Source organism: Arthrobacter pigmenti, assembly GCF_011927905.1.
Classification (GTDB): Bacteria; Actinomycetota; Actinomycetes; order Actinomycetales; family Micrococcaceae; genus Arthrobacter_D; species Arthrobacter_D pigmenti.
Map to the genome: position 1 here is coordinate 3,171,247 of NZ_JAATJL010000001.1, position 22,919 is coordinate 3,194,165.

At 64.0% G+C, this 22,919-nt stretch carries 24 protein-coding genes; 11 read left to right on the forward strand and 13 right to left on the reverse strand.

Going from position 1 to position 22,919, the window contains the following annotated elements; genetic code table 11:
- Together BJ994_RS14835 and BJ994_RS14840 are read right to left on the reverse strand one after the other, a co-directional pair.
- Positions 1 to 960 carry an ABC transporter permease subunit gene (locus BJ994_RS14835; protein ID WP_167995205.1) on the reverse strand — a complete coding sequence of 320 codons (960 nt, stop codon included), beginning with the start codon at positions 958 to 960 and terminating at the stop codon, positions 1 to 3.
- Between the two features lie 70 nt (positions 961 to 1,030).
- A complete protein-coding gene (locus BJ994_RS14840) occupies positions 1,031 to 2,644 on the reverse strand; it encodes an ABC transporter substrate-binding protein (RefSeq protein WP_167995206.1) in 1,614 nt (537 codons plus the stop codon).
- A 170-nt stretch (positions 2,645 to 2,814) separates the two neighbouring features.
- Between BJ994_RS14840 and BJ994_RS14845 the strand changes: the two genes are divergently transcribed.
- Positions 2,815 to 3,540 carry a FadR/GntR family transcriptional regulator gene (locus tag BJ994_RS14845; protein ID WP_167995207.1) on the forward strand — a complete coding sequence of 242 codons (726 nt, stop codon included), beginning with the start codon at positions 2,815 to 2,817 and terminating at the stop codon, positions 3,538 to 3,540.
- A 142-nt stretch (positions 3,541 to 3,682) separates the two neighbouring features.
- Positions 3,683 to 4,765, forward strand: a complete 1,083-nt coding sequence (locus BJ994_RS14850; protein ID WP_167995208.1) for a fatty acid desaturase family protein — start codon at positions 3,683 to 3,685, stop codon at positions 4,763 to 4,765.
- A gap of 71 nt (positions 4,766 to 4,836) precedes the next feature.
- Here the strand turns inward: BJ994_RS14850 and BJ994_RS14855 are convergent, their stop codons facing one another.
- Positions 4,837 to 5,016 carry a hypothetical protein gene (locus BJ994_RS14855; protein ID WP_167995209.1) on the reverse strand — a complete coding sequence of 60 codons (180 nt, stop codon included), beginning with the start codon at positions 5,014 to 5,016 and terminating at the stop codon, positions 4,837 to 4,839.
- Positions 5,017 to 5,236: 220 nt separating this feature from the next.
- Here BJ994_RS14855 and BJ994_RS14860 point away from each other — a divergent pair, with 220 nt between their 5' ends.
- On the forward strand, positions 5,237 to 6,151 hold the full coding sequence (locus tag BJ994_RS14860; RefSeq protein ID WP_167995210.1) for a hypothetical protein: 915 nt from the start codon (positions 5,237 to 5,239) through the stop codon (positions 6,149 to 6,151).
- On the opposite strand, the gene BJ994_RS14865 is transcribed toward BJ994_RS14860, so the two are convergent.
- Positions 6,130 to 6,975, reverse strand: coding sequence for an HpcH/HpaI aldolase/citrate lyase family protein (locus BJ994_RS14865; RefSeq protein ID WP_167995211.1), 846 nt, complete (start codon positions 6,973 to 6,975; stop codon positions 6,130 to 6,132). The genes BJ994_RS14860 and BJ994_RS14865 overlap by 22 nt on opposite strands.
- Positions 6,976 to 7,132: 157 nt before the next feature.
- Between BJ994_RS14865 and bcp the strand changes: the two genes are divergently transcribed.
- Complete coding sequence (gene bcp / locus BJ994_RS14870; RefSeq protein WP_167995212.1) at positions 7,133 to 7,597, forward strand: thioredoxin-dependent thiol peroxidase; 465 nt, start codon at positions 7,133 to 7,135, stop codon at positions 7,595 to 7,597.
- A 230-nt stretch (positions 7,598 to 7,827) separates the two neighbouring features.
- Here bcp and allB read toward each other — a convergent pair whose 3' ends face one another.
- From allB to BJ994_RS14895, 5 genes are all read right to left on the reverse strand, one after another.
- A complete protein-coding gene (gene allB / locus BJ994_RS14875; protein ID WP_167995213.1) occupies positions 7,828 to 9,168 on the reverse strand; it encodes an allantoinase AllB in 1,341 nt (446 codons plus the stop codon).
- Entirely contained in the window at positions 9,165 to 10,316 is a 1,152-nt protein-coding gene (locus BJ994_RS14880) for a glycerate kinase (RefSeq protein WP_167995214.1), read from the reverse strand. The genes allB and BJ994_RS14880 overlap by 4 nt, the downstream gene beginning before the upstream one ends.
- Positions 10,317 to 10,337: 21 nt before the next feature.
- Positions 10,338 to 12,116 (reverse strand): glyoxylate carboligase, encoded by a 1,779-nt coding sequence (gcl, locus tag BJ994_RS14885; protein ID WP_167995215.1) that lies wholly within the window; start codon positions 12,114 to 12,116, stop codon positions 10,338 to 10,340.
- 86 nt (positions 12,117 to 12,202) lie between these two features.
- On the reverse strand, positions 12,203 to 13,114 hold the full coding sequence (locus BJ994_RS14890; RefSeq protein ID WP_167995216.1) for a 2-hydroxy-3-oxopropionate reductase: 912 nt from the start codon (positions 13,112 to 13,114) through the stop codon (positions 12,203 to 12,205).
- Between the two features lie 73 nt (positions 13,115 to 13,187).
- Positions 13,188 to 13,976, reverse strand: a complete 789-nt coding sequence (locus BJ994_RS14895; protein ID WP_167995217.1) for a hydroxypyruvate isomerase family protein — start codon at positions 13,974 to 13,976, stop codon at positions 13,188 to 13,190.
- Between the two features lie 249 nt (positions 13,977 to 14,225).
- On the opposite strand from BJ994_RS14895, the gene BJ994_RS14900 reads away from it, so the two are divergent.
- Positions 14,226 to 14,495, forward strand: a complete 270-nt coding sequence (locus tag BJ994_RS14900; protein ID WP_167995218.1) for a hypothetical protein — start codon at positions 14,226 to 14,228, stop codon at positions 14,493 to 14,495.
- Here the strand turns inward: BJ994_RS14900 and BJ994_RS14905 are convergent.
- A complete protein-coding gene (locus BJ994_RS14905; protein ID WP_167995219.1) occupies positions 14,492 to 15,472 on the reverse strand; it encodes a DUF5937 family protein in 981 nt (326 codons plus the stop codon). The genes BJ994_RS14900 and BJ994_RS14905 overlap by 4 nt on opposite strands.
- A gap of 86 nt (positions 15,473 to 15,558) precedes the next feature.
- Here BJ994_RS14905 and BJ994_RS14910 point away from each other — a divergent pair, with 86 nt between their 5' ends.
- Genes BJ994_RS14910 through BJ994_RS14930 form a run of 5 tightly spaced genes read left to right on the forward strand, consistent with a single transcriptional unit; the run spans position 15,559 to position 18,305 of the window.
- Entirely contained in the window at positions 15,559 to 15,906 is a 348-nt protein-coding gene (locus BJ994_RS14910) for a cupin domain-containing protein (protein ID WP_167995220.1), read from the forward strand.
- 10 nt (positions 15,907 to 15,916) lie between these two features.
- Positions 15,917 to 16,204, forward strand: coding sequence for a DUF4287 domain-containing protein (locus BJ994_RS14915; RefSeq protein ID WP_167995221.1), 288 nt, complete (start codon positions 15,917 to 15,919; stop codon positions 16,202 to 16,204).
- A gap of 21 nt (positions 16,205 to 16,225) precedes the next feature.
- Complete coding sequence (locus BJ994_RS14920; protein WP_167995222.1) at positions 16,226 to 16,906, forward strand: ribonuclease FAU-1 family protein; 681 nt, start codon at positions 16,226 to 16,228, stop codon at positions 16,904 to 16,906.
- A gap of 6 nt (positions 16,907 to 16,912) precedes the next feature.
- A complete protein-coding gene (locus BJ994_RS14925; RefSeq protein ID WP_167995223.1) occupies positions 16,913 to 17,482 on the forward strand; it encodes a GNAT family N-acetyltransferase in 570 nt (189 codons plus the stop codon).
- Positions 17,475 to 18,305, forward strand: coding sequence for a DUF3626 domain-containing protein (locus BJ994_RS14930; protein ID WP_167995224.1), 831 nt, complete (start codon positions 17,475 to 17,477; stop codon positions 18,303 to 18,305). The genes BJ994_RS14925 and BJ994_RS14930 overlap by 8 nt, the downstream gene beginning before the upstream one ends.
- Before the next feature lie 142 nt (positions 18,306 to 18,447).
- On the opposite strand, the gene soxR is transcribed toward BJ994_RS14930, so the two are convergent.
- Positions 18,448 to 18,882, reverse strand: coding sequence for a redox-sensitive transcriptional activator SoxR (soxR, locus tag BJ994_RS14935; protein ID WP_167995225.1), 435 nt, complete (start codon positions 18,880 to 18,882; stop codon positions 18,448 to 18,450).
- 61 nt (positions 18,883 to 18,943) lie between these two features.
- On the opposite strand from soxR, the gene BJ994_RS14940 reads away from it, so the two are divergent.
- Positions 18,944 to 20,341 carry an MFS transporter gene (locus tag BJ994_RS14940; RefSeq protein WP_167995226.1) on the forward strand — a complete coding sequence of 466 codons (1,398 nt, stop codon included), beginning with the start codon at positions 18,944 to 18,946 and terminating at the stop codon, positions 20,339 to 20,341.
- Positions 20,342 to 20,402: 61 nt separating this feature from the next.
- Here the strand turns inward: BJ994_RS14940 and BJ994_RS14945 are convergent, their stop codons facing one another.
- Both BJ994_RS14945 and BJ994_RS18465 read right to left on the reverse strand, forming a co-directional pair.
- Positions 20,403 to 20,867: a ribose-phosphate pyrophosphokinase-like domain-containing protein gene (locus tag BJ994_RS14945; protein ID WP_167995227.1), complete on the reverse strand. Its 465-nt coding sequence runs from the start codon at positions 20,865 to 20,867 to the stop codon at positions 20,403 to 20,405.
- A gap of 81 nt (positions 20,868 to 20,948) precedes the next feature.
- Positions 20,949 to 22,910, reverse strand: coding sequence for a beta-galactosidase (locus tag BJ994_RS18465; RefSeq protein ID WP_342450391.1), 1,962 nt, complete (start codon positions 22,908 to 22,910; stop codon positions 20,949 to 20,951).
- Positions 22,911 to 22,919 lie beyond the last annotated feature (9 nt).

Genomic DNA, 22,919 nt, shown 5'->3' on the forward strand with positions numbered 1-22,919 from the left:
TTATACCGTCCGAATCCGCGGGTTGATGAGCAGGTAAAGAACGTCAACCAGGATGTTGACGAGCACAAAGGCAACGGCGATCGCCAGGACCGCTCCCTGCACGAGGTTGGTGTCCGACGTCGTCAAGCCCGTCACGATGAGGTCGCCCATGCCGTTGAGGCTGAAGATCTTCTCGATGACGACGGCGCCGCCAAGCAGGTAGCCCACGCGCAGACCGAGCACCGTGACGGGCGTGACGAGAGCGTTGCGCAGCACGTTCCGAGCCACGACCGTGCGGTAAGGGACGCCGTTACCGATGGCGGTTCGTACGTAGTCGCGGTCGAGTTCTTCAACCATGGATGTACGTACAACCCGGATCAGGGACGCCGAGACTGGAATCCCAAGGGCAAGCGCAGGTAGAGCCATCGCGTAGAGCCACCCGACAAATCCGTACTGGTCCGCCCAGGCGAGCCCGCCTGTAGGAAAGAGCGAGCCCTCCGGCAGGGCGAACCACTGGATCAGCAGGATCGCGAGCCAGAACGAGGGCGTGGCAATCGCGGCGATAGAGAAGATCCGGATGACCTGGTCCGGCCACTTGTCGCGATAGAGGGCGCCGAGGACACCGAGGATGAGCGAGAGGACCACCGCGAGAAGCACGCCGAGCAAAGTCAACTGAAGGGTGACAGGGAAGGCGGCTGCGATCTTTGTGGCCACTGACTCCTCGGGTGGGTTGGTCACGCCGAAGTCAAGGCGCAGCAGACCGCCCAGGTACCGGAAGAACTGCACAATGAGGGGGTCGTTGAGCCCGCGCTCCTCGCGCCACGCGTGCTTCATCTCCTCGGTCGCCTCGGGGCCGAGAACTGCGGTGGCGCGGTCGGCGGGCACCACGGACAAGACGATGAACACCATGATGGTGACGCCCAGGAGCATGAACGGCAGGGCTGCAAGCCTTCGCCCCAAGAGGCGGAATAACGTGGTCACTCTAAGTCTCCGTACGTTTCGCGGATTCCGGTGGGGCCGCCCGAAGACGTCCCCACCGGACTACGCGGTTCTACTTTCGGCCAACTCCGATGAAGGCAACACCGGTGGTGGGAAGTGGCTGGAAGCCGTCCAGCGCGCTGCTGTCCCAGGCAGTGGGCAGCTGACGGTGGAAGATCGGGTAGAGAGGTGCTTCCTCTGCCACGATGTTGATGATGTCAGCGTGAACTGCCTTCGCTGCCTCGGGCTCAAGCCTGACCGCCTCATCGAGCTTGGCCTGCACCTCTGCATACTCGGCTGTCTCGCTCCAGGCTGCCCGGTCCGTCATCCACGCGTCACCGCGGTAGAACCAGCTCAGGAGGATGTCGCCGTCGTTGCCGAACACCGAGGGATCGCCCGGGGCGCACAGGACGTCGAAGTTGCCTCCGTTGACCTTCTCCGGTGCGTAGACGGCTGCGGACTGCAGGATCTCAAGGGTGGTGCTCACGCCGATAGCGTCCCAGTTCTCCTTGATCAGGGGCACCACCTTGGTGACCCAGCCGGTGTCGGTGGAGGTCAGGGTTACCGTCAGGTTCTCCGCGCCGGCTTCCTGCAGCAGTGACTTGGCCTTCTCCGCGTCGAAGCCGTACACGGTTGACGCCTCAGAGTATGAGGGGTGGCCCTCCTGGAAGTAGGAGGTTGCCGGGGCCGCATTCCCGAGGAGAGCCTTGGTGATGATGTCCTCAGTGTTCATGGCGTAGTGCAATGCCTGACGGACGCGCTTGTCCGCGAACTTCTCGGATGCGCAGTTGAACATCAGGAACAGGAGCCCGAAGGACTGCACTGACTCGACGTCGACCTTGCTCTTCAGCTGATCAACGTCGAGGTAGGGCACGTCCTCGATGGCCTGCGCCCGGGACGGGATCGAGGCGACGCGGGCAGCAGGATCTGCGATGAGGAGCCAGGTCATGTCCTCGACCCGGGCGGGGTACTTGCCGTTGTAGTCCGCGAACTTCTTGAAGACGATCTTGTCTTCCTTCACGGCGGAGACAAGGCTGAACGGGCCGGTGCCGATGGGCGCCAGGTCGAAGCCGTCGGGATCAGCCTCGACGGCGGCCTGCGGAACGACCTTCACAACGGAGATGCGTGGACCGAAGCCGGGGAACGCATACTTGAGCTTGAATTCGACGGTCTTTTCATCCACAGCCGTGACGGAGTCAATGAACGGGATGAAACCGGCAAACAGCGATGCGTTCTCGGGATCAAGCACTCGCTCGAAGGAAAAGACGACGTCGTCAGTGGTTACATCTTCACCGTTGTGGAACTTCGCACCGTCGCGCAGCGTGACCCGGTAGGTGGTTTCATCGATCATCTCCGGTTCGGCCGCAGCAAGCGCCAGGTACGGCTGGCGGGTTGCGGGGTGGAGTTCGATCAACCCCTCGAAAATGTGGAGGTTCGCCGCGAGCGGGGTGGCACCGGTGGCAAGCATCGGGTCAAAGCCTGTGGAGAGCTGATAGGAGATGCCGGCTTCAATCGATCCGGCCCCTTGTTCGCCGTTTTCTCCCGCGGGCTCCGGGCTGCCGCCGGGACTGCAGGCCGAGATTGAACCAGCGAAAGCCGCGGCCGCGCCCATGACACCCGCCAGTTTCAGGAAATTGCGTCGGTTGGGTTCCTTCAGAAGGCCCCTGGATTCAAAAGTGTTGCTCATCAATGCGCCTCACCATTCAAGATTGGTTATCGGATGTAGGATGTCCGATGCTATGACCTAACTGTAAGACTGATCACAGTGGACGGTCAAGCGGATTGCGAAAGTCTCCCCATGTCGTCCGACATCCGATAACCTATGTTTAAGACTCATTGATCCCCGAGGAGAGAAACATGAGCATAGATGCCCCGCTTCGCCAGGCCCGCTTCAGCGCGCAGGCTCGTTTGCGCGCCCTGCAGGCAGAGATCATGGACCTCATCCTTGAACGAGGACTCGAGGCAGGAGATCCGCTCCCGACCGAAAGCGAGCTGGCAGCTGAGCTTGGCATCGGACGCAACACGCTGCGTGAATCACTCAAAGTCCTCCAGGCGCTCGGGGTTGTGGAAATCCGCCATGGGTTCGGCATGTTCGTGGCCCCCAGCAATTTCGATGCGCTGACCGACGGCCTGACCTTCCGCGGTCGGCTCTCGCTCCGCCATCAGGGCAAGGAGGCCATTCAGCTCGTTGACGTGCGTCAGGCACTTGAATCGGGGCTGATCGGCGATGCGATGGAATTGATGTCAGAGGATCATCTGACCGCCATCGACGCGACGGTACAGCGAATGGAGGGTGCCGCCGAACGGGGCGAGGGTTTCGCTGATATCGACGAGGAGTTTCATCGTCAGCTGTTCGAGCCTTTGAGCAATGAGCTCCTTTCCAACCTGATGTCAGTCTTCTGGAAGGTTTACCGCAAGATCCACTCCGAGGTGGGAGGAGACCCGGTCGATCTGATCGAGACCGCGGCAATCCATCGGGACATTCTGTCCGCGGTTCAATCCGGAGACAAAGCGATGGCTGCGGAACGGCTGAAGCGCCATTTCGATGGAATTCGGCGCGAACTGGCCAAACTGACGGCGTGACGTTTCGTCGCCAGTGCGAATATAGTCAGCAGGCTGCATATTTCCAGCCTCTGTTCAGGTGGCGCCTGTAACATTGAAGAATCTTCGGGAATTTGGGGACCCTCCGCGGCTGGGAAGTCGATTACCGACTTCAGGGACTTTTATGAGCATTGCCGCACCCGCCCGCACCGTTCGCGTGGCGAAACCGAACGACGTCGTCGCCTCCTACGCCACTCTCCTCAAGGAAGTGCGCAAGGAAGGCCTGCTGACCCGTCGTCGCCGGTTCTACATCTCGGTCTTCGCCCTCCTCGCACTAGCCATGGCTGCAGCGTGGACCGGCTTCGCGCTCCTTGGCGACACCTGGTTCCAGTTGCTCATCGCCGGGGTCCTCGGTGTGGTTCTGACCCAGATCGCGTTCCTCGCTCACGAAGCCTCCCACCGCCAGATCTTCGCCTCGCGCGGCGCCAATGATTGGTCCGGCCGCATCCTTGCCGCCGGCGTCGTCGGAATCAGCTACCAGTGGTGGATGAACAAGCACTCCCGCCACCACAACGATCCCAACGTGGTCGGCAAGGACCCGGATATAGAGGTGGACACCATCTCGTTCCTCGAGGAAGACGCCGCGAAAGCCAAGGGAATCCAGGCGTGGATTACCCGGCGCCAGGGCTACCTCTTCTTCCCGCTCCTAACCTTCGAGGGCATCAACCTGCACGCCCGGTCCATCGCGACTCTGTTCCGGCCCGGCGCTATGAAGGGCCGCTACGTTGAACTGGCGCTCCTCGCGGTACGGTTTGGCCTCTACCTCGGCATTCTGTTCTGGTTCCTCCCCATCGGCATGGCATTTGCATTCCTTGGTGTGCAGCTCGCGGTTTTCGGCATCTACATGGGCGCTTCCTTCGCCCCCAACCACAAGGGCATGCCGGTCATCCCGAAGGACAGCAAACTCGACTTCTTCCAGAAGCAGGTGCTCACCTCCCGCAACATCCGCGGCGGAAACTTCATCAACAACGCCTTCGGTGGGCTGAATTTCCAGATCGAGCACCACCTTTTCCCCGACATGCCGCGCCCGCACCTCCGCCGGGCCGCAGTAATCGTTCGCGAGCACTGTGAGCGTCTGAAGGTCCCCTACACCGAGGTCGGCGTTGCGGCGTCCTACGGCGCGGTGGTTTCGTACCTGAACCGCGTTGGCCTCTCGGCACGCGACCCCTTCGATTGCCCCATGGTCAACCGCTACCGGCGCCGGTAGCTCTTACTGAACCGACGACGACGGCGGCCCTCACCTTCCAGTGGGGGCCGCCGTCGTCGTTCGAGGGTGGATCAGCCGCCCATGCAGTCGTTGGTGCCACCGCTGTAGCAGGGCTTGTAGCGATAAGTCTCACTCGGCTGCACAGGTTCAGCGGGATCCAGGTAAGAGCGCGGGGTGACCGCAAACAGTACGGAAGCGGCGATTGCGCCCAAAAGCAGGATCGCCGCGAAGATGATGAACCCGTGCGCCACCACACGATTGTCAAGCCCAGCCCAACGCCGGCGGCAATCAGGCACAGCGCTGTCGCCACGGCGAAAGCACCGGCCACCACCCACGCCGCTTCAATGAATGCAGGCGTCTTTGTGCTTGGCGCTTTAATCTCCCCCATGGGCGTGAACCCTACCGCGCGCAGTTATCCACAGATCCTCGAATCAGTTCCGCGGTCCGACAGGTTCTGGCAGAGTCGAAATCATGCCTACACAGATCGCGGTTCGCCGCACAGACGGTCGGATATGGGAACCGCCTCTGACCCTACGCGGCGTGATTGCCCGTTCCGCGGTTCTTTGTGCGTTGGCGGGAGCAGCGCTGCTGTTGATGTATCTGGCGTCTCTGAGCTGGACGTTCCTCGGAATAACGCTGGCTGCAGTCATCCTGGCTTTCCTGCCGTTCCTTCGAAACCCTCCTTCGAGCAAGCGGGAATTGAGCAGCGTCGAATGGCCGCATGGTGTTGGGTTGCATGTCCCGGAGAAAGCCGTCCCGGTCAGGGGAATTGTGCGGGTCGCGCTCATAGCCGTGGCGTACTTCTGTCTTGCAGCGACATCGCATTTCACGTATCTCGGCATGGAACCTACCCGCTGGAACAGCGATTTTCGCTGGACCTTACTGTGGGTTACGGGGCTGTCCATTCTCCTGTTTCTGGGGACGCTCGTGTCACTCATGGCACTGTTGTTCAGACCGAAGCCGGGCGAAACCGGATTCACCGTATTCGATTCCGGACTTGCCATCCCGGACGCTGCAAAGCTGAAAAGCCCGCCGAAACTGGTTACGCCAAAAAACACCCCGCCCATCCCGCAGGCCTTCTATCGTTGGGAGGACCTGAGAGCCATAACTCCACTGGCGAAGAACCTTCCGTTACTGGATGGCGTCGTTCGGAGTACCCCCTTGATCCGGATCGAGACTGCTGCCCAGACCAGTGAAGCGAGCGAGTGCATCATTCATCCGGAGCGGCACGCATTCGATCCCGAACTCATGTACGCCCTGCTGGTGCACCTTTGGAAAACACCGGAAGATCGCGCGTTAGTGCGGGACCCTGGGGCGCTGATCGCTGCAGTCGAGAATGCGCGGCCCAACCTACCGGCGGAGAATCAGGCGTTCCACAGCCCGTAGGAATCCGCCAGCGAGGAGATTTTCTGCGCACGCGCTAGACGCGGCAGGTAGGAACCATCGCCCACCACCGCACCGGAAGCGTGGGCTTCGAGCAGTTCATGTGCCCACAGAATTTCGGACTCGCTCGGCGAAAGGCCCTTGTTGATGGTGTCCGCAGCATCCGGCATAAGGCACAGCTTGCCGGTCATGCCCATGGAAGCGGTGACCTTGCACGCGGCCAGCAGATCATCTCCGAGCGCGCCCACGGTCGGGCCGTCGATGGGGCCCGGCAGCTGACCCACCCGCGAAGCCACAACGAGCTTTGCCCTTGCATAGGCGAGCGCCATCGGATCATCGGAGGCACCCGTGTCGCGGCGGAAGTCCCCGACGCCGAAGGCAAGCCGGAATGTCCCGGGGGCGCTGGCGATTGCCGTCGCGTTCTCGATCCCGAGAGCCGATTCGACGAGTGCGAGCACCGGTGTTCCAGCCTGCAGGCGCATCGCGGTATGCGTAACCTGCTCGGGCTTTTCGGTCATAGCGAGCATCACCCCGCGCAGGCCCGGTGCCTTGGAGAGGGCAGCGAGATCCTCCGCCCAGTAATCGGTCTCAATCCCGTTCACGCGAACCCAGGCCGTCATTCCGGTGGAGAGTGCTTCGACGACCCGCTCGCGAGCCTCTTTCTTGTGCTCTGCGGGCACTGCATCTTCCATATCGAACACCACTGAGTCAGCCTCCGAGGCAAGCGCCGGCGCGAAGTTGGCCTCCGATGCGGCGGACGCGAGCAACCATGAACGGGACAGCTTGGCGGGAAGCGCAGCAGCGCGACTGTTTCGAAGGGAGGCCATACCTAGAACCTTACGCAACCGCCGTCGTCGTAATCCACCGCGTGACCCACCAGCACGGTGAACACTACGACCACAATGCCCGTTTGACCCCTACATAGCGCTTCCCTAAGCTTTCCATAAGGCGGTAATCAACTTCCACCAAACGAAAGAGGACCTGATGTCCCTTGCAACCGGAGATACAGCACCATCCTTCACCCTGCCCGACGCCTATGGCCAGCCCATGAGCCTGAGCGAATTTCGCGGCCGTAGCGTCGTTGTCTACTTCTATCCGAAGGCGGAGACCCCCGGCTGCACCACTGAGGCCTGTGACTTCCGGGACAACCTGGCGTCCCTGCAGGGTGCCGGGTTCAGCGTGATCGGAATCTCGCCCGACACTCCGGGCGAGCTGGCCTCCTTCAGCAGCAATCACGGGCTCCCGTATCCCCTGCTGTCGGATGCGGACAACGCCGTCGCGAAGGCATGGGGCGCGTACGGCGAGAAGCAGGTGAACGGCTCAACCGTCGTCGGAATCATCCGTTCCACCGTGGTGGTGGACCCGGACGGCAACGTGCAGCAGGCCGAATACGGCGTCGATGCCAAGGGGCACGTATCCCGGCTCCGCGAGCAGCTCGGCGTCGCGTAGCTTTTCTCGAATCGACTCTCCAATAGGTGACCGTTTCGGCTTCCAAAGAGTCACCTATTGGAGAGTCGATGCAAGCAAGAAGGCCCTCCCCGACTCAAAAGGGAGGGCCTTCCATGTTCCCGGACGGACGTGCTAGCACCCTTCCGGAGTCTTTACAGGCATCGAGTCAGCAGAAATAACGACGTTCGTGGGGATTTACTAGCTATTTCTACTGAGTCGATGCGGGGGGGTTACGAAGCGCCGCGACGCAGCAGGCGCCCGGTCGGCTTCTCCAGGTCCAGAACCTCTCCGCGGAGGTAGGTCGAACGTACGACGCCGGAGAGCGCCTTTCCGGCGTACGGCGAGATGGGATTCTTGTGGTGGAGTTTATTCACGTCCACCACGAAGGTCTCATCGGCGGCGAAGACGGAGAAGTCCGCATCGTACCCCAGCGCCAGCTGCCCCTTGCGCTGCAGCCGGGCGAGAGCGGCCGGACGCGCAGACATCCACTCCACAACCTGCTCCAGCGCGATTCCCCGCTGGCGCGCCTCCGACCAGATCAGCGAAAGGCCGAGCTGCAGCGAGGAGACTCCGCCCCAGGCCACTCCGAAGTCGCCGTTCTCCAAGTCCTTCAGGTCGAGGGTCGACGGCGAGTGGTCCGACACGATGCAGTCGATTGTCCCGTCGATCAGCCCTTCCCACAGCAGCTCACGATTGGACGCTTCACGAATCGGCGGGCAGCACTTGAACGCTGTCGCGCCGTTCGGGATTTCCTCTGACAGGAGCGTGAGGTAGTGCGGACAGGTTTCGACCGTGAGGGAAACGCCGTCGCGCTTGGCCGTAGCAATCATCGGCAGCGCATCCGACGACGACAGGTGCAGGATGTGCGCACGTGCCCCCGTCCACCGCGCCCGCTCGATGACCTCCGCGATGGCAACGTTCTCCGCCCCGCGCGGCCGGGAAGCGAGGAACCTGGAGTACTGATCCCCCTCTGCGTGCGGCGCCCGATCGATGGAGCGCGAGTCCTCCGCGTGGACGATCATCAGCGAATCGAACGTTGCGAGCTCCGCCATGTCCTCTTCCATCTCGTCCGCTTCGAGATGGGGGAACTCGTCCACACCCGAGTGCAGCAGGAAGCACTTGAACCCGAACACACCCTCGTCGTGGAGCGGCCGCAGGTCGGCCTTGTTGCCGGGAATCGCGCCGCCCCAGAACCCGACGTCGACAAAGGCCTGAGTCTCAGCGGCTGTCCGCTTCTGCTCGAGCGCGTCCACGTTCACGGTGGGCGGGATGCTGTTCAGCGGCATGTCGATGATGGTGGTCACTCCCCCGGCAGCCGCAGCCTTCGTGGCGGACGCGAAGCCCTCCCACTCGGTGCGCCCGGGCTCGTTGACGTGCACATGGGAGTCCACCAGGCCGGGGATCAGCGTCTCGTCCGGTGCGAGCTCGACGACGGTGGCGCCGTCGAGCCCGTTGCCCAGCGGTTCCAGGGCAACGATCACGCCGTCCCGCACGCCGACTTCCCTCGGCGCGATGCCTGCGGTCGTCAAGATCCTCTCGCCCCGGATCACGAGGACATAAGAATTGGTCATTCAGTTCCTCCAACTCGAACGCCAGCACCCACACCGAGGCGGGCGGCGATGTCCTGTCCAACACGTTCCAGCAGCGGACCGGCGTTTGCAATGCATTTTCCAACATCCAGCTCCAGGTCCGTCAGCGCGTACACACGCGAGAAGCCCGCAGCGGCAGTCTGTTCAGGCGTGAGAGTGGTCCGCCCGCACACCGCAATCGCCTGCATCCCGGCGGCGGCCTTCGCCACACCCAGCGGCGTCTTTCCGCCCAGGCTTTGCTCATCCAGGCTGCCTTCACCGGTGATCACCAGGTCAGCGCCGTCCAGCTTTTCTGCCAGTCCGGTCAGTTCGAGTACGACGTCGATACCCGGCCTGCGTTGTGCGTTCAGCACCGCGAGCGCCGCGTAACCTACGCCGCCCGCCGCCCCTGCGCCGGGTGCGTCCGCCTGCGCACGGGCACGGGGGCCCAGTTCCTGCTCAAGCACCTCAACGAACCGGGCGAGGGCGCCGTCAAGGTGCGCGACGTCGTCGGGCGTTGCTCCCTTTTGCGGCCCGAAGACCGCAGCGGCACCGTTGGTGCCAAGGAGCGGATTGTCGACGTCGGACGCCAGGGTGATCTCCGTCGTCGCAAGGCGCGGATCCAGGCCCGAGAGGTCAATCCAGGCGAGGTCAGCCAGAGCCGCGCCGCCGCCGGGAAGCGGGGTGCCGGCGTCGTCGAGCAGGGCAGCGCCCAGTCCAACGAGCATGCCCGCGCCGCCGTCGGTGTTCGCACTGCCGCCGACGCCCAGCACAATGCTGGTGCAGCCACGATCAAGCGCGAACCGAATCAGCTCGCCGGTGCCTATGCTGGATGCAATCCGCGCCTTGCGCACACCGCCGGGAAGCACTGCCAGCCCGGACGCGAGCGCCATCTCGATCACTGCCTTCGAGCCGCGGATGGCGATCGGCGCCTCGACCGGCTCGCCGGTTGGCCCCGAAACCGTGGTGACGTGACGGCTGAACCCGGCGGCGATAGCAGCATCAAGCGTGCCCTCGCCGCCGTCGGCAACCGGAACCAGATCCACGTCAAGGTCCGGATCCGCGCTGAGGAGGCCCTTCGCCAAAGCTGAGGCGACCTCTGGCGCGGACAACGATCCCTTGAACTTGTCCGGTGCGATGACGATTCGCATTCCCGTATTACACCAACCCGCTCAGACCAGCAGTGAGATCGCGGTCGGGGCGTCGTCGGCGGATTCGGCGAGATCCTCGAACTCGTTGATCGCGTCGATTCCGGCAGCACCCATCGAGATGTTGGTGACGCGCTCCAGGATGACCTCAACGATCACCGGTACGCGGTACTCGAGCATGAGCGCACGCGCCTTCTCGAAGGCGGCCTGCAGATCGTCGGCCTCGCGGACGCGGATCGCCTTGCAGCCCAGGCCTTCGGCAACCTTGACGTGGTCTACGCCGTAGCCGTCCAGCTCGGGAGCGTTCACGTTCTCGAAGGCGAGCGACACGTGGTAATCCATCTCGAAACCGCGCTGTGCCTGACGGATCAGGCCGAGGTACGAGTTGTTCACCACCACGTGAATGTACGGCAACTGGAACTGCGCGCCGACGGCCAGTTCCTCGATCATGAACTGGAAGTCGTAGTCACCGGAAAGTGCGACGACGGTCTCCCCCGGGCTTGCCTGCGCCACACCGAGCGCTGCGGGTCCGGTCCACCCCAGTGGTCCGGCCTGGCCGCAGTTGATCCAGTTGCGGGCCTCGTAAACGTGAAGGAATTGGGCGCCGGCGATCTGCGAGAGGCCGATCGTCGACACGTAGCGGGTGTCCCGGCCGAATGCCTGATTCATCTCCTGGTACACACGCTGCGGCTTCACGGGAACGTTGGTGAAGTTGGTCTTGCGCTGCAGCAGCGACTTCCGCTGCGCACAGTCCTTCACCCAGGCGTTCCAGTCCGGCAGGCCCTGCTGTTCCTTGCGTTCGCGCGCGACCTCGACCAGACCGCTCAGGGCGGCACCGGCGTCGGACACTATGCCGAAGTCCGGCGCGAATACGCGGCCGATCTGCGTAGGCTCGATGTCGATGTGCACGAACTTGCGGCCCTTGGTGTAGACATCGAGGGCGCCGGTGTGGCGGTTGGCCCAGCGGTTGCCGATGCCGATCACGAAGTCGGACTCCAGCATGGTCGCGTTGCCGTAGCGGTGGGAGGTCTGCAGGCCGACCATTCCGGCCATCAGCTCGTGGTCATCGGGGATGGTGCCCCAGCCCATGAGGGTCGGGATGACGGGGATGTTCAACAGTTCGGCGAGTTCCACCAACTGCTCGGAAGCGTTGGCGTTGATGATGCCGCCGCCGGCCACGATCAGCGGCTTCTCGGCCGCCGTCAGCATGTCCAGCGCCTTCTCCAGCTGCTTGCGCGTGGCTGCGGGCTTGTGGACCTGAAGTGGCTCATAGGCGTCCGGGTCGAACTCGATCTCCGTCTGCTGGACGTCGATGGGCAGGTCGATCAGGACCGGCCCGGGGCGACCGGTGCGCATCTCGTAGAACGCCTTCTGGAAGGTGCCCGGAACCTGCCCGGCTTCCATCACGGTCACGGCCATCTTGGTGACCGGCTTGGCGATCGAGGCGATATCCACCGCCTGGAAGTCTTCCTTCTGCAGCTTCGCCACCGGCGCCTGGCCTGTGATGCAGAGGATCGGGATCGAGTCAGCCCACGCCGAGTAGAGACCGGTGATCATGTCGGTGCCGGCGGGCCCGGATGTGCCGATGCAGATACCGATGTTGCCGGCCTTGGCCCGGGTGAAGCCCTCCGCCATGTGCGAAGCGCCTTCAACGTGGCGGGCGAGGACGTGGTGGATGCCGCCGTGGGCGCGCATCGCGGAATAGAAGGGGTTGATTGCGGCACCCGGCAGGCCGAACGCCGTCGTGGCGCCCTCCTTTTCCAGGATCGCAACGGCTGCGTCAACAGCGCGCATCTTAGGCATGGTGTGCTCCTACTGAAGGGAAGTTTGTGCAGCTCAGACGAGTTTCGACGTCGTCGGCTCACCTGAGCTGCACGAAAGTTTGGGTGTTATTTCTTGCCGGACAGCTGGTTGATCAGCTTGAAGAGGCCGGAGTGGTCCAGGCCGCCGTCGCCCGTGTTGACGAGCGAGGCAACCAACTGCGCGACGACGGCACCCAGTGGGGTGGCAACGCCGGCTTCGCGGGCGGCTGAGGTGACAATGCCCATGTCCTTGTGGTGCAGGGCGAGGCGGAAGCCGGGGTCGAAGTTGCGGTCGAGCATCTTCTGGCCCTTCTGGTCGAGCACCTTGGACCCGGCAAGTCCTCCGCCGAGGACCTTCAGTGCGGCGTCGGTGTCCACACCGTAGGCCTCAAGGAAGGCGATTGCTTCGGCAAGTACACCGATGTTGACGGCGACGATCAGCTGGTTGGCGGCCTTCACGGTCTGGCCGGAGCCGGCAGGTCCAACATGGACCACGGTCTTGCCGACGACGTTGAGGATTTCCTCCGCCGCGGCGAAGTCGGCTGCCTCACCGCCGACCATGATGGATAGAACGCCGTCGATGGCACCCTGCTCGCCACCGGAGACGGGCGCATCCAGTGCGCGTAGGCCGGCTTCCCTGGCCTCCCCGGCCAGTTCAGCGGCGACGTCGGGGCGGATGCTGCTCGCGTCGATCCACAAGGTGCCCTTCTTGGCGTTGGCGAACACGCCGTCGTCGCCCGTTACCGCACCACGAACGTCCGGGGAGTCCGGCACCATGGTGATGACGACGTCAGCTTCCTTCACTGCGTCCGCGATGCTGGTTGCGCCGTGGCCGCCTTCGGCGATGAGCTTGTCGATCGCGTCCTGGCTGAGGTTGAAGCCGGTGACGTGGTGGCCGGCGTTGACGAGGTTCTTGGCCATGGGCAGGCCCATGATTCCGAGTCCGATAACTGCAATATTCTGCTTGCTCATTGTGCTTGTCCTTTGGGTGTGTGTCATCGAATCAGCAGAAACGGCTAGTTGTTTCCGGTTTTTATAGTCATTTCTGCTGACTCGATGGAGATTTGATGGGTTAGCGGGTTGCGTGCTGGCGGATGGCCCAGTTGAAGGCCGTTTCCGCGGGCTCCTTGTACTCGAGACCGATGTGGCCCTCGTAACCGAGTTCGCGGCTGCGGGCAATCCATTCGCCGAGCGGTAGCTCCGCGCTTCCGGGTGCTCCGCGGCCCGGTGCGTCTGCGATCTGGATGTGGCCGAAGTCCTTGGCATGGTTTTCGATGACCTGGCCGACGTCGTCGCCGTTCACCGCGAGGTGGTAGAAATCGGCGAGGAGCTTGATATTGCCCTTACCCGTCTTCGCAATGACATCGAGCGCATCCTGTGCACTCTTCAGTGGGTAACGGTCCGCACCGCTGACGGGCTCGAGGAGAACAATGCCGCCGATCTTCGCTACTGCGTCAGCGGCGAAGGCCAGATTCTCGACGGCGACGGCGTCCTGCTCCTCCGGCGTCGCGTTATCCACGCGGTTGCCGTAGAGGGCATTGAATGCCTTGCAGCCCAGACGCTCACCGATTCCGACGACGACGGGGACGTTCGCGCGGAACTCCTGCTGGCGTTCCGGCCAGGAGACCAGGCCGCGATCGCCGCCGGGCATGTCGCCGGCGTTGAAGTTGAGGCCGGTGAGCTGGACGCCGGCGTCGTTGATGGCGTTCTCGAATTCGTTGAGTTCCTGCTCGCTGGGGGTGGAGGTGCTGAACGGCCACCAGAACTCGACGGCGTCGAAGCCGGCCTTCTTCGCAGCGGCCGGACGCTCGAGCAACGGCAACTCGGTCAGGAGGATGGAGCAGTTCACGGTGTACGTCATCGCTAGGTCCCTTTGATTTCGTATTGTGGAAGTAAAATTCTGTCTAATGAAATGGTAGGGGTTTCTCGGGAGTTACGTCAACCGCCTTACGTGAGTCGCCTCGCGCTGAATCAACTGTTCCGTTTCCTTGCCGCCGAAGCCGCAGCTTCTAGACAACGGCTTATGTGGGCAGTCAACGGTTCCGTTGCCGAACTGCACTGGAGGACGGAAGACTCATCGGCGCGATAGCCTTAACGCGAGAGGGGAACGATGCAGCAGGCGAGCAACAGGAACGACAGACTAACCGCCACGATTGAGTGGCCGCGGCCTCTGAGCGCCCAGGCCCTCAAAGCCATCAAGGTCCTACTCCTCGGCGGGCTCGTGATCACCGCAGTGATTCAGATTGTGCCGTTCCAGCTGCTCGGCGGACTGGCGAACAATTTCTTCACCATCCTGCTGGTCCTGTCCTGGATTGGGCCTGCCCGGCGCTACCTCCGCCGTCGTACTGAAGAAAAGGGAACGGCGCCCGAAGAAAGCTAGCCCGCCAGGGAGTCGCCCAGGAGGGTTCGCGCGTGAAGGATGCGTGCGCCGTCGCGCGTGCTGCTGATCAGCCCGGCTTCCCGGAGCGCCGCGAGATGATGTGAAGCGGTTGAAACGGCGAGGAAGCAGAGGCTGGCGGTCTCCGATGTCGAGCGCGGACCGGTCAGACACAACAGAACGCGCGCTCTGCCCTCTCCCATGAGCGCAGACAACGCTCCCTCGGCCGACGTATTCGTTTGATGCCAGGTGTTGGCCAACGCATGCACCGGATAGAAGAGTGTTGGCTGTACCGGTTTTTCGGTGAGGACCGAGCACCAGGGGCTGGCGAACACGCTGGGAACAAGGAGGAGCCCGCTGCCTTCACAGGGCACGAACTCCGTCCAACTGTGCATGCGCACTCGGACGCTGTCGCCGTGCCAGCTCACGCGTTCGTGCAGGGAAGCGATCATCGCCGTCGTGCCCTGTTGGGCAATGCTCCGCGAGCGCTGGGCGATGTCCGCGAGGAGGATGCGTCGAAGTTGTTCCCAGTGCGGAGCGATGAGCGCGGCCCACAGTTCTTCCCAGGCGTCACAGATGCGGCTCAGTGACCGGACCGGTTCCCGGATCAGGGCGGTCACGCGTTGGTGCCGTTCGCCCGTGGCGAGTCGCAGCACCTTCGTCAGGTGGGTCTGCACGGTATCCGGCGGCGTGGAGCGCATGTGCGCGATTTCTTCTTCGGGCGTGGTGTCGCCGGAGATTGGGCCGGTCAGGAAGTCGGGGAAGTAGCCAGAGGGCGCGACGAGCAGCCTCATCAGGTTGAACGCGCCCGCGGGCACGGCGTCCCTGACTGTTCTCAGCCATCCCCACTGGAGTGGTCGGCTGCCCGCCGACTGCAACGTACGGACGGCGTGCGCGAGTTCATGGCCCGGCGAGAGTCCGAAGCGCAGCAGTCCAATGTCGTCCGCCCCGAGGCTGAAGGTCACGATGTTTCGATCCACATCGAAAGAGTAGCGGGTCCCGTTTAGAGCGTCCGAGACTATTCATCACAACGACGACGGCGCCACCGACGAAGGGTAGTCAGGTTATGGAAACAACACAGACCATTCCGGCAGAAGCGCTCCGAATCCCAGGGAGTGCAACGCTTCGGTTCGAGGGATCCGACTACGGCTCGGGCATCTCCTTCTTCCTGGTGGACGCCGAGCCCGGGAAGGGGCCGGATCTGCATCGCCACCCCTACAGCGAAACCTGGGTTGTACTGGAGGGTCAGGCAACCTTCGACGTCGGCAGAACCACGTTCACCGCGGTCGCGGGTGACACCGCGGTGGTGCCCGCTGACGTCTGGCACGGGTTCAAGAACAGCGGCGCGTCCCGGCTGAAGATCATATGCATCCACGCATCCCCGACGATGATTCAGGAATGGTTCAACCAGTAAGGAGAACACCATGTCATTTCAGGCGTATCTCGACGCAATCGAGGACAAGACGGGCCGGACACCTCGGGAGCTCGTTGTGCAGGCGAAGGAACGCGGTTTCGATGATCCAGCGGTGAAGGCCGGCGTGATCGTGGAATGGCTCAAGGAGGACTACGGGTTGGGGCGCGGGCATGCGATGGCACTCGTCCATGTCATCAAAAAGGGCCCTACGATCAGCGAAAAGCATGTCGGCTCCGATGGTGTCCACCGTGACGAGTCCGCTGAGCTGTGGCTCGATGGGAAGCAGAACCGGCCCTAGCGGCTGGACTAGGTTGGAAGGATGCACCTGGACCGCCTCAGCCAGCTCCTCAACGAAGCAAGTGCGCCGCGGTGGGCGCACGGCGACACCGTGACCTGGTCCTACCGCAATCCTGGTTTCCCGGACCTGATTGATTGCCGTCCGGTCACGGTGGTCGACGACGGCGACAAGGGGCTGGTCCTTTGGCTCGCCCCGGGCACGCAAATGCTGCACCAGGTGCTGGCCAACGGCTCGGACACCAGGTCCGCTGAGGGTTCCGACCGGTTCACGCTCCCGCGAGCCCAGGCCGTGCGTACGTGGGGCGGAGGCGGAATCCTAATCATCTTCCAGCCGGACACCATGTACTCGGTCTGGTGCTTCGAATCGCAGCCCGGCGTGCGGGACATCTACTACGTCAACATCGAGGAGCCCTTCGTCCGAACCCCGGAGGGAATTGTGAGCACGGACCTGGTCCTCGACGTCGTCGTTTCCCCGGACCGGCAGTGGAAGTTCAAGGACGAGGACGAACTCGCCTTCGCCCAGGAAGCGGGAGTGTTCGACGACGCCGCCCACGCCCGCATCCGGCGCGCGGGCGACGACGCTGTTGCCGCCGTCGAACGCTGGGACTATCCGTTCAACGCAGGGTTCGAACATTTCGAACCCGACCCGTCCTGGCCCATCCCCGAGCTTCCATCCGACGCGACGTGGCAGTACGAGACGTGATTCCGCGTGCCGCTCATTGACCCCTTCCTGCCGCCCGGATCCTTGAATCGCGGGCGGCAGCCGGTTCTCACCGTCGGCGGCCTGACGTTGCGGCCATGGGCAGAGGACGACGCCGGCGTCGTCGTAAGTGCCTATACCGACCCCGACATCGCTCTCTTCAACCGGCGGAGCATCACCACGGAAGCGGAGGCGCTTGAGTGGATAAGGGGCTGGCCGCGACGATGGCAGCGGGAGAACGGCGCCAGTTGGGCAGTGTGCGACGGCGAAGGCATCGTTGTCGGGCGGGTTGCCCTGAGCCTGCTCAACCTCTTCGAAGGCGACGGTGAGGTGGGTTATTGGGTCCTGCCCGCCGCACGGGGGCAGGGTGTGGCGCCGCTTGCGGTTGCGGCGCTGAAGAGGTGGGCGTTCGACGTCATTGGTTTGAAGCGTCTTCAGCTGACCCACTCGACGCGGAATTCCGCGTCCTGCCGTGTTGCTGAGAAGACGGGATTCGCACTGGAAGGGACCAAACGGAGTGCGATGAGGCACGACGACGGCTGGCACGACATGCACCTGCACGCCGCGATCAATGAGTAGCGCGTGGGAGGATGCGCTCGACTTTGTGCGCGGCACGGTCTCGGGTCCTCCCCTCGATCCTTCACTCGCGGTGACGCTGCACTTCCACCCGGACCGTATGGTCGGTGACACGCCCCTCCTTGGCCGGCTGGCATCGGATCCGGTGTACCGCTCGCAGTTCGAAACGGGTACCAGCAACGGCGGCCTGACCGGCTATCCCGGCGGTGACAGGTGGCACTGGGAGGACCGGATGTTCGGCGGCGCGTATAACTCGGCTCCCGCTGCGGAACGGCCGAAGTACGGGTCGCTGAACTATCGGCATCGTTCGATTGGCGGTTCAGCGCGGTTCGGATCGTCGCACTTCCGGCTGGCGCAGAGTGAGCTGGGACGAACAACGTTCTGTTACCCGGACAGCAGCACGCTCCCCTCCCATTTCGGAACGGCCGAGCACATACCACTTATTCAAATGGCGGAAAAGGGAACGTTCGACGTGCTGGATGATCACATCGAGGCTCACGTTCACGGCCCGCTCAGATTGGGTGAGCACCTCGAATCGCTCGTGCTCGATCCGTCATATCGGGGCACGCTTGTGGAAGACGCGGCCCGTACTTTACCCATTCAGCTGGCCTGGCACGAGGGATTCCGGTTGCACGTGGATGAACTGCAGCAGCACGTCGAGTACCGCGGGGCCGAAGTGGTTGCGGCCGGGCTGAGCATCGCCGTCGACGGCTGGCTGGACCCTCGCATCGTGGGAGAGGCAGCGAAGCAGCAGCGCTATGACGGGCAGACGCTCAAACGCGTCTGGCACTGTGTGGCGCGGTTCGGATACCGCTGGGGCAAATAGGTTCCTGCCGTGGCTTCAGTGGGTATGAACCCTTCTCGAAAGCGCATGCAGAGAGCATTTTGCAGGCGATGAGTGCAGTGCAGGCATTTCCTGGGAAGCACCCCGGTCCCTTGGGCGAGCGAAGCCGGAGCCAACAGAACGGTCACTCCCAGCGGCGCGCACCCGCCCCTTCGCACCCCAGCTCGTCAGCAGGGTTCTGCAACGTGCACGACTTCAGGCTCAGACAACCGCACCCGATGCAGCCGTCCAGATCCCGACGCAGATGCTCCAGCGCGGTAATCCGCGCGTCGAGCTCAGAACGCCACAGACTCGACAGCCGCGACCAATCCCGCTTGGTTGGTGTCCGCCCCTCCGGCAGCGAGTCCAGCGCCCCACGAATGTCCCGCAACGGAATTCCAACCCGCTGCGACACCCGGATGAAAGCCACCCGCCGCAGCACATCCCTGCGGTACCGCCGCTGGTTCCCCGACGTCCGCTCCGAAGAGATCAATCCGCTGCGCTCGTAGAAATGAAGGGCCGACGGCGACACCCCGCTCCGCGCCGACAACTCGCCGATACTCAACACAGAATGAGGCATCGATCACCTTCGGTTGGAACTGATTGACCTCAACCATAGTTGAGGTTCTACGGTTACGTCCATGACAACAAGCCCCGCCGCCGGCCCGCCCGGAACCGCCGGCATCCTCCACCCGACCTACCGGTGGGTCACCATCGGGACCTTCGCGCTCGTCGTCCTCGGTGCGTTCGAATCCCTCGCCGTCACAACCGTCATGCCGCTGGTGAGCCGCGAACTCGACGGCGCGGCCCTCTACGCCCTGGCGTTCGCCGGCCCACTCGCAACCGGCGTGATCGGCATGGTCGCGGCAGGCAACTGGTCCGACAGGCGAGGACCCAATGCGCCGCTCTACGCGTCCGTCGCCGCATTCGTGGCCGGGCTCCTGATCGCGGGAACCGCCGACAGCATGCCCGCCCTCGTCGCGGGCAGGCTGATCCAGGGCCTCGGCGGCGGCGCAATGACCGTAGCGCTCTACGTTGTTGTGGCCCGCGTCTACCCGGGCGCCCTGCACGCGAAAATCTTCGCCGGCTTCGCCGCTGCGTGGGTGCTGCCGTCACTGGTCGGCCCGTTCATCGCCGGGCTGGTGGCCGAACTCGTCAGCTGGCACTGGGTATTCCTCGGCGTCGTCTTCCTGGTGGTCCCGGCGTTGGCGATGCTCCTCCCGGCCATGCGCGGTCTACGCTCCGCACCCGAATCACCCGTCCCGTGGAACCTCGGCAGGCTGGCGTGGGCCGCGCTGGCCGCCATCGCAGTCCTCGGTCTGAACCTCTCGGCCGAGGTTCCCGCCGCCACCGGGGTACTCGCCGTCGTCGCACTCGCGGTTGCCCTCTTCGCCGTCCGGCCGCTGGTACCGCGCGGCACGCTCAGCGCGCGGCGGGGCCTGCCGAGCGTCATCCTCGCCCGGGGTCTCGCGTCCGCCGCGTTCTTCGGTGCGGAGGTCTACCTGCCGTACCTGTTCATCGAACGGTACGAGTTCCCACCGGCACTCGCCGGACTCACCCTGACGCTCGGCGCACTCGCCTGGGCCGCCGCGTCCGCCATCCAGGGACGCATGGGAGACAGACAGCACAATGCATTCGCCGTGCGAACGGGTTCTGCCCTGGTGCTCGCGGCCACGCTGCTCGCACTGGTGACCGTGGTGCTGGACTGGCCGGCCGCCGTCGCAATCGCAGGGTGGATCTTCGCCGGCGCCGGCATGGGCCTGATGTACCCACGCCTCAGCGTCATGATGCTCGCACTGTCCACGCCGCAAACCGAAGGATTCAACAGCTCGGCGCTGTCCATCTCCGATTCCCTCGGCGGAGCACTCGCGCTCGCCACCACCGGGATTGTGTTCACGGCGCTTACGACGGCGGGAGCCTCCTTCGCGGGCGTCTTCGCCTTGACCGTGGTCATCGCGGCGGTTGCCGTAGCAGTTGCACCCCGCGTTCTAAAGGCGCAGCCCGCGGACGCGCCCGTTGTTGAAGGAGCGGCAGTATGAAAGCGGTTCAGCAGCTTATCTACGGCGGGGCCGAGCAACTGCGCTTTGACCACAGCGCCGATCAGTCGAGCGACGACGACGGCGCCTGCCCTGGCTCCCCCAGCGTCTGGACGATGAACGTCTCCTCGTACCTGCAGCCGCTGGGTACCTCCTCGAGCAGTTCGACGTTGTGCTCACCGGAAGCGAATCCCCCGCCGAACGCCACCTGCACGCCGAACGAAAATTCGTAATCACCGGATCGGACCACGAGCGCATCGCCGCCCGCGAAGGAACTGCCACGGGGGAAGAGCAGGCCCACCTCGTACCCTTCCGCCGAGCGTCCCGCGACGCAGGAGGCGTCATTGAGGAACAGTTCGCCCTCGAAGAGCGCCTGCATCACAGCATCACTCGGTTCTGTGCGCGAGACCACCAGCAACTCCCCGTTCGGCCCCGGCTCAGTGCCGGGCTTCGGCTGCGGTATCCACCCGCAACCCGCCGTCAGCAAGACGAGTGCAACGCACCCGACCCGGAGAGACTTTCTCGGCATGCAAGAAGCGTAGTCCCGCGTCCGCCCAGCGAACCCGCTGCCCCGGTGCAGATTGGGTAACGTTCGAACGCACCGAGGAACCTACCTCCGCAGCAGCACGTAGCCGTACGGCTCCAGATGCACCTTGTCGACGTCCTCGCCCGTTAGCAAGTCCGTCCCGGCAACCTCCAGCGCAACGGAATCGGTCCCGTGGTTGATCAGCGTCAGCACGTCGCCACGCTGCGCAGCCTCCACGAACTCAGGCAATCCCTCGACCACCGGCACGACGCCGGCACCCGCGAACACGTGGGCACTCACCAGGCGGGCGCCGTCGTCGTCGGGCACTGTCGCGAGATAGTAGGCACGGCCCGCACCGAAGGAACGCGCCGTGAACGCGGGCAAACCCGAGGTGCGCCCACCGCTGAAGGAAGCGAGCACCTGCGCGTCGGTTGCAGCGATTTCTTCGGCCAGGAAGAAGCCGTCAAAGGAGGTTGACCCGAACGAAACCGGCGCCGAAGACTGCCCCGGACCATCGACAGCCAGCGCCCCGAACTCCTCAACCGTAACGCCCAGCACCGACCCCAGCTGGGTGAGGTAGCCGCCGTCGCGGAAGCGGTCGTGTTCGTCGACAACATCGCTGAACGCCGTCACCAGGAGATACCCGCCGCCCTCAACGAAACGCGTGAGGTTCGAAGCCCCCGACGAAGTCAGCAGATACAGCTGCGGCGCAATCACGACGGAATAGGATCCAAGATCGGAGGTGGGGCGCACGAAGTCCACCTGCACGTGCTGGCGGTGGATCGCGAAGTACCAGCGCTGCACGCACGCCACGTAGTCCAGCACCACCGGGTGATCGGGCGCCTCGATAGCCCACCAGTTCTCCCAGTCGAACACAATCGCCACGCGGGCATCACGGGACCCGGCCGGCAGCGAAGGCAGAGCAGAAAGCTCCTCGCCCAACTGCACAACTTCCCGCCACGTCCGCGTGGACGTGCCCGCGTGCGGCAGCATCGCCGAGTGGAACTTCTCCGCCCCCGCGCGGGACTGCCGCCACTGGAAGAACAGAATGCCGTCGGCGCCCCGGCCAACCGACTGCATCGAAAGGGCCTGCATCTGGCCCGGAGCCTTGGGCGCATTCGAGGGCCGCCAGTTCAGCGCATTGGTGGACTGCTCCATCAGCAGCCACGGGACCTCGGGCTTCAGCGAACGCATCAGGTCACGCTGGAACGCCCCGGCGCGGAAGCTCTCCGGGTCATTCGGGTCCGGGTAGCAGTCGTCGGAAATGACGTCCATCTCCGCCGCCCACTCCCAATAGTTCGCGGGCTTGAACGCGCCCATGAAGTTGGTGGTCACAGGCTGTGTAGCCCCGGCCGCCCGGATGATGTCCCGCTCCATCCGGTAGCACTCCAGCAGCATGTCGGACGTGAACCGCCGGAAGTCGAGCAGCTGACCGGGGTTGTGGCTGTACGGAGCCTTGCGTGGCGGGAAAACATGGTCGAAGGACTCGTAATGCTGCGCCCAGAACCACGTCCCCCACGCGGAGTTCAGCGCGTCCAGTGTTCCGTATTTTGAGCGCAGCCAGCCGCGGAACGCGTCCCGCGCCGAGTCCGAGTAGTCCAGGTTCAAGTGGCACCCGTACTCGTTGTTCACGCGCCACAGCACCACGGCCGGGTGGTCGGCGTACCGTTCCGCGAGGCGCTTCACCAGTGCGGCAGCCAGCCGGCGGTACGACGGCGACGACGGCGCGTAGTGCTGCCGGCTCCCGTGCCAGTACGGCGCACCGTTCTCGTCCGCGGCGAGGATGTCCGGGTAGGCGACGGTCATCCACGGCGGAGGTGACGCCGTGGCCGTCGCCAGATCGACGGCGATGCCCGCCTCGTGCAGCAGCTCGATCACACGGTCAAGCCAGTCGAAGTCATAAACGTCCTCGGCCGGCTGGATACGCGACCACGCGAAAATACCGAGGCTCACCATGGTGACCCCGGCCTCGCGCATCCGCTCGACATCCTCCGGCCAGACGGACTCCGGCCACTGCTCAGGGTTGTAATCGCCGCCGTAGTGCACGGTGGCTCC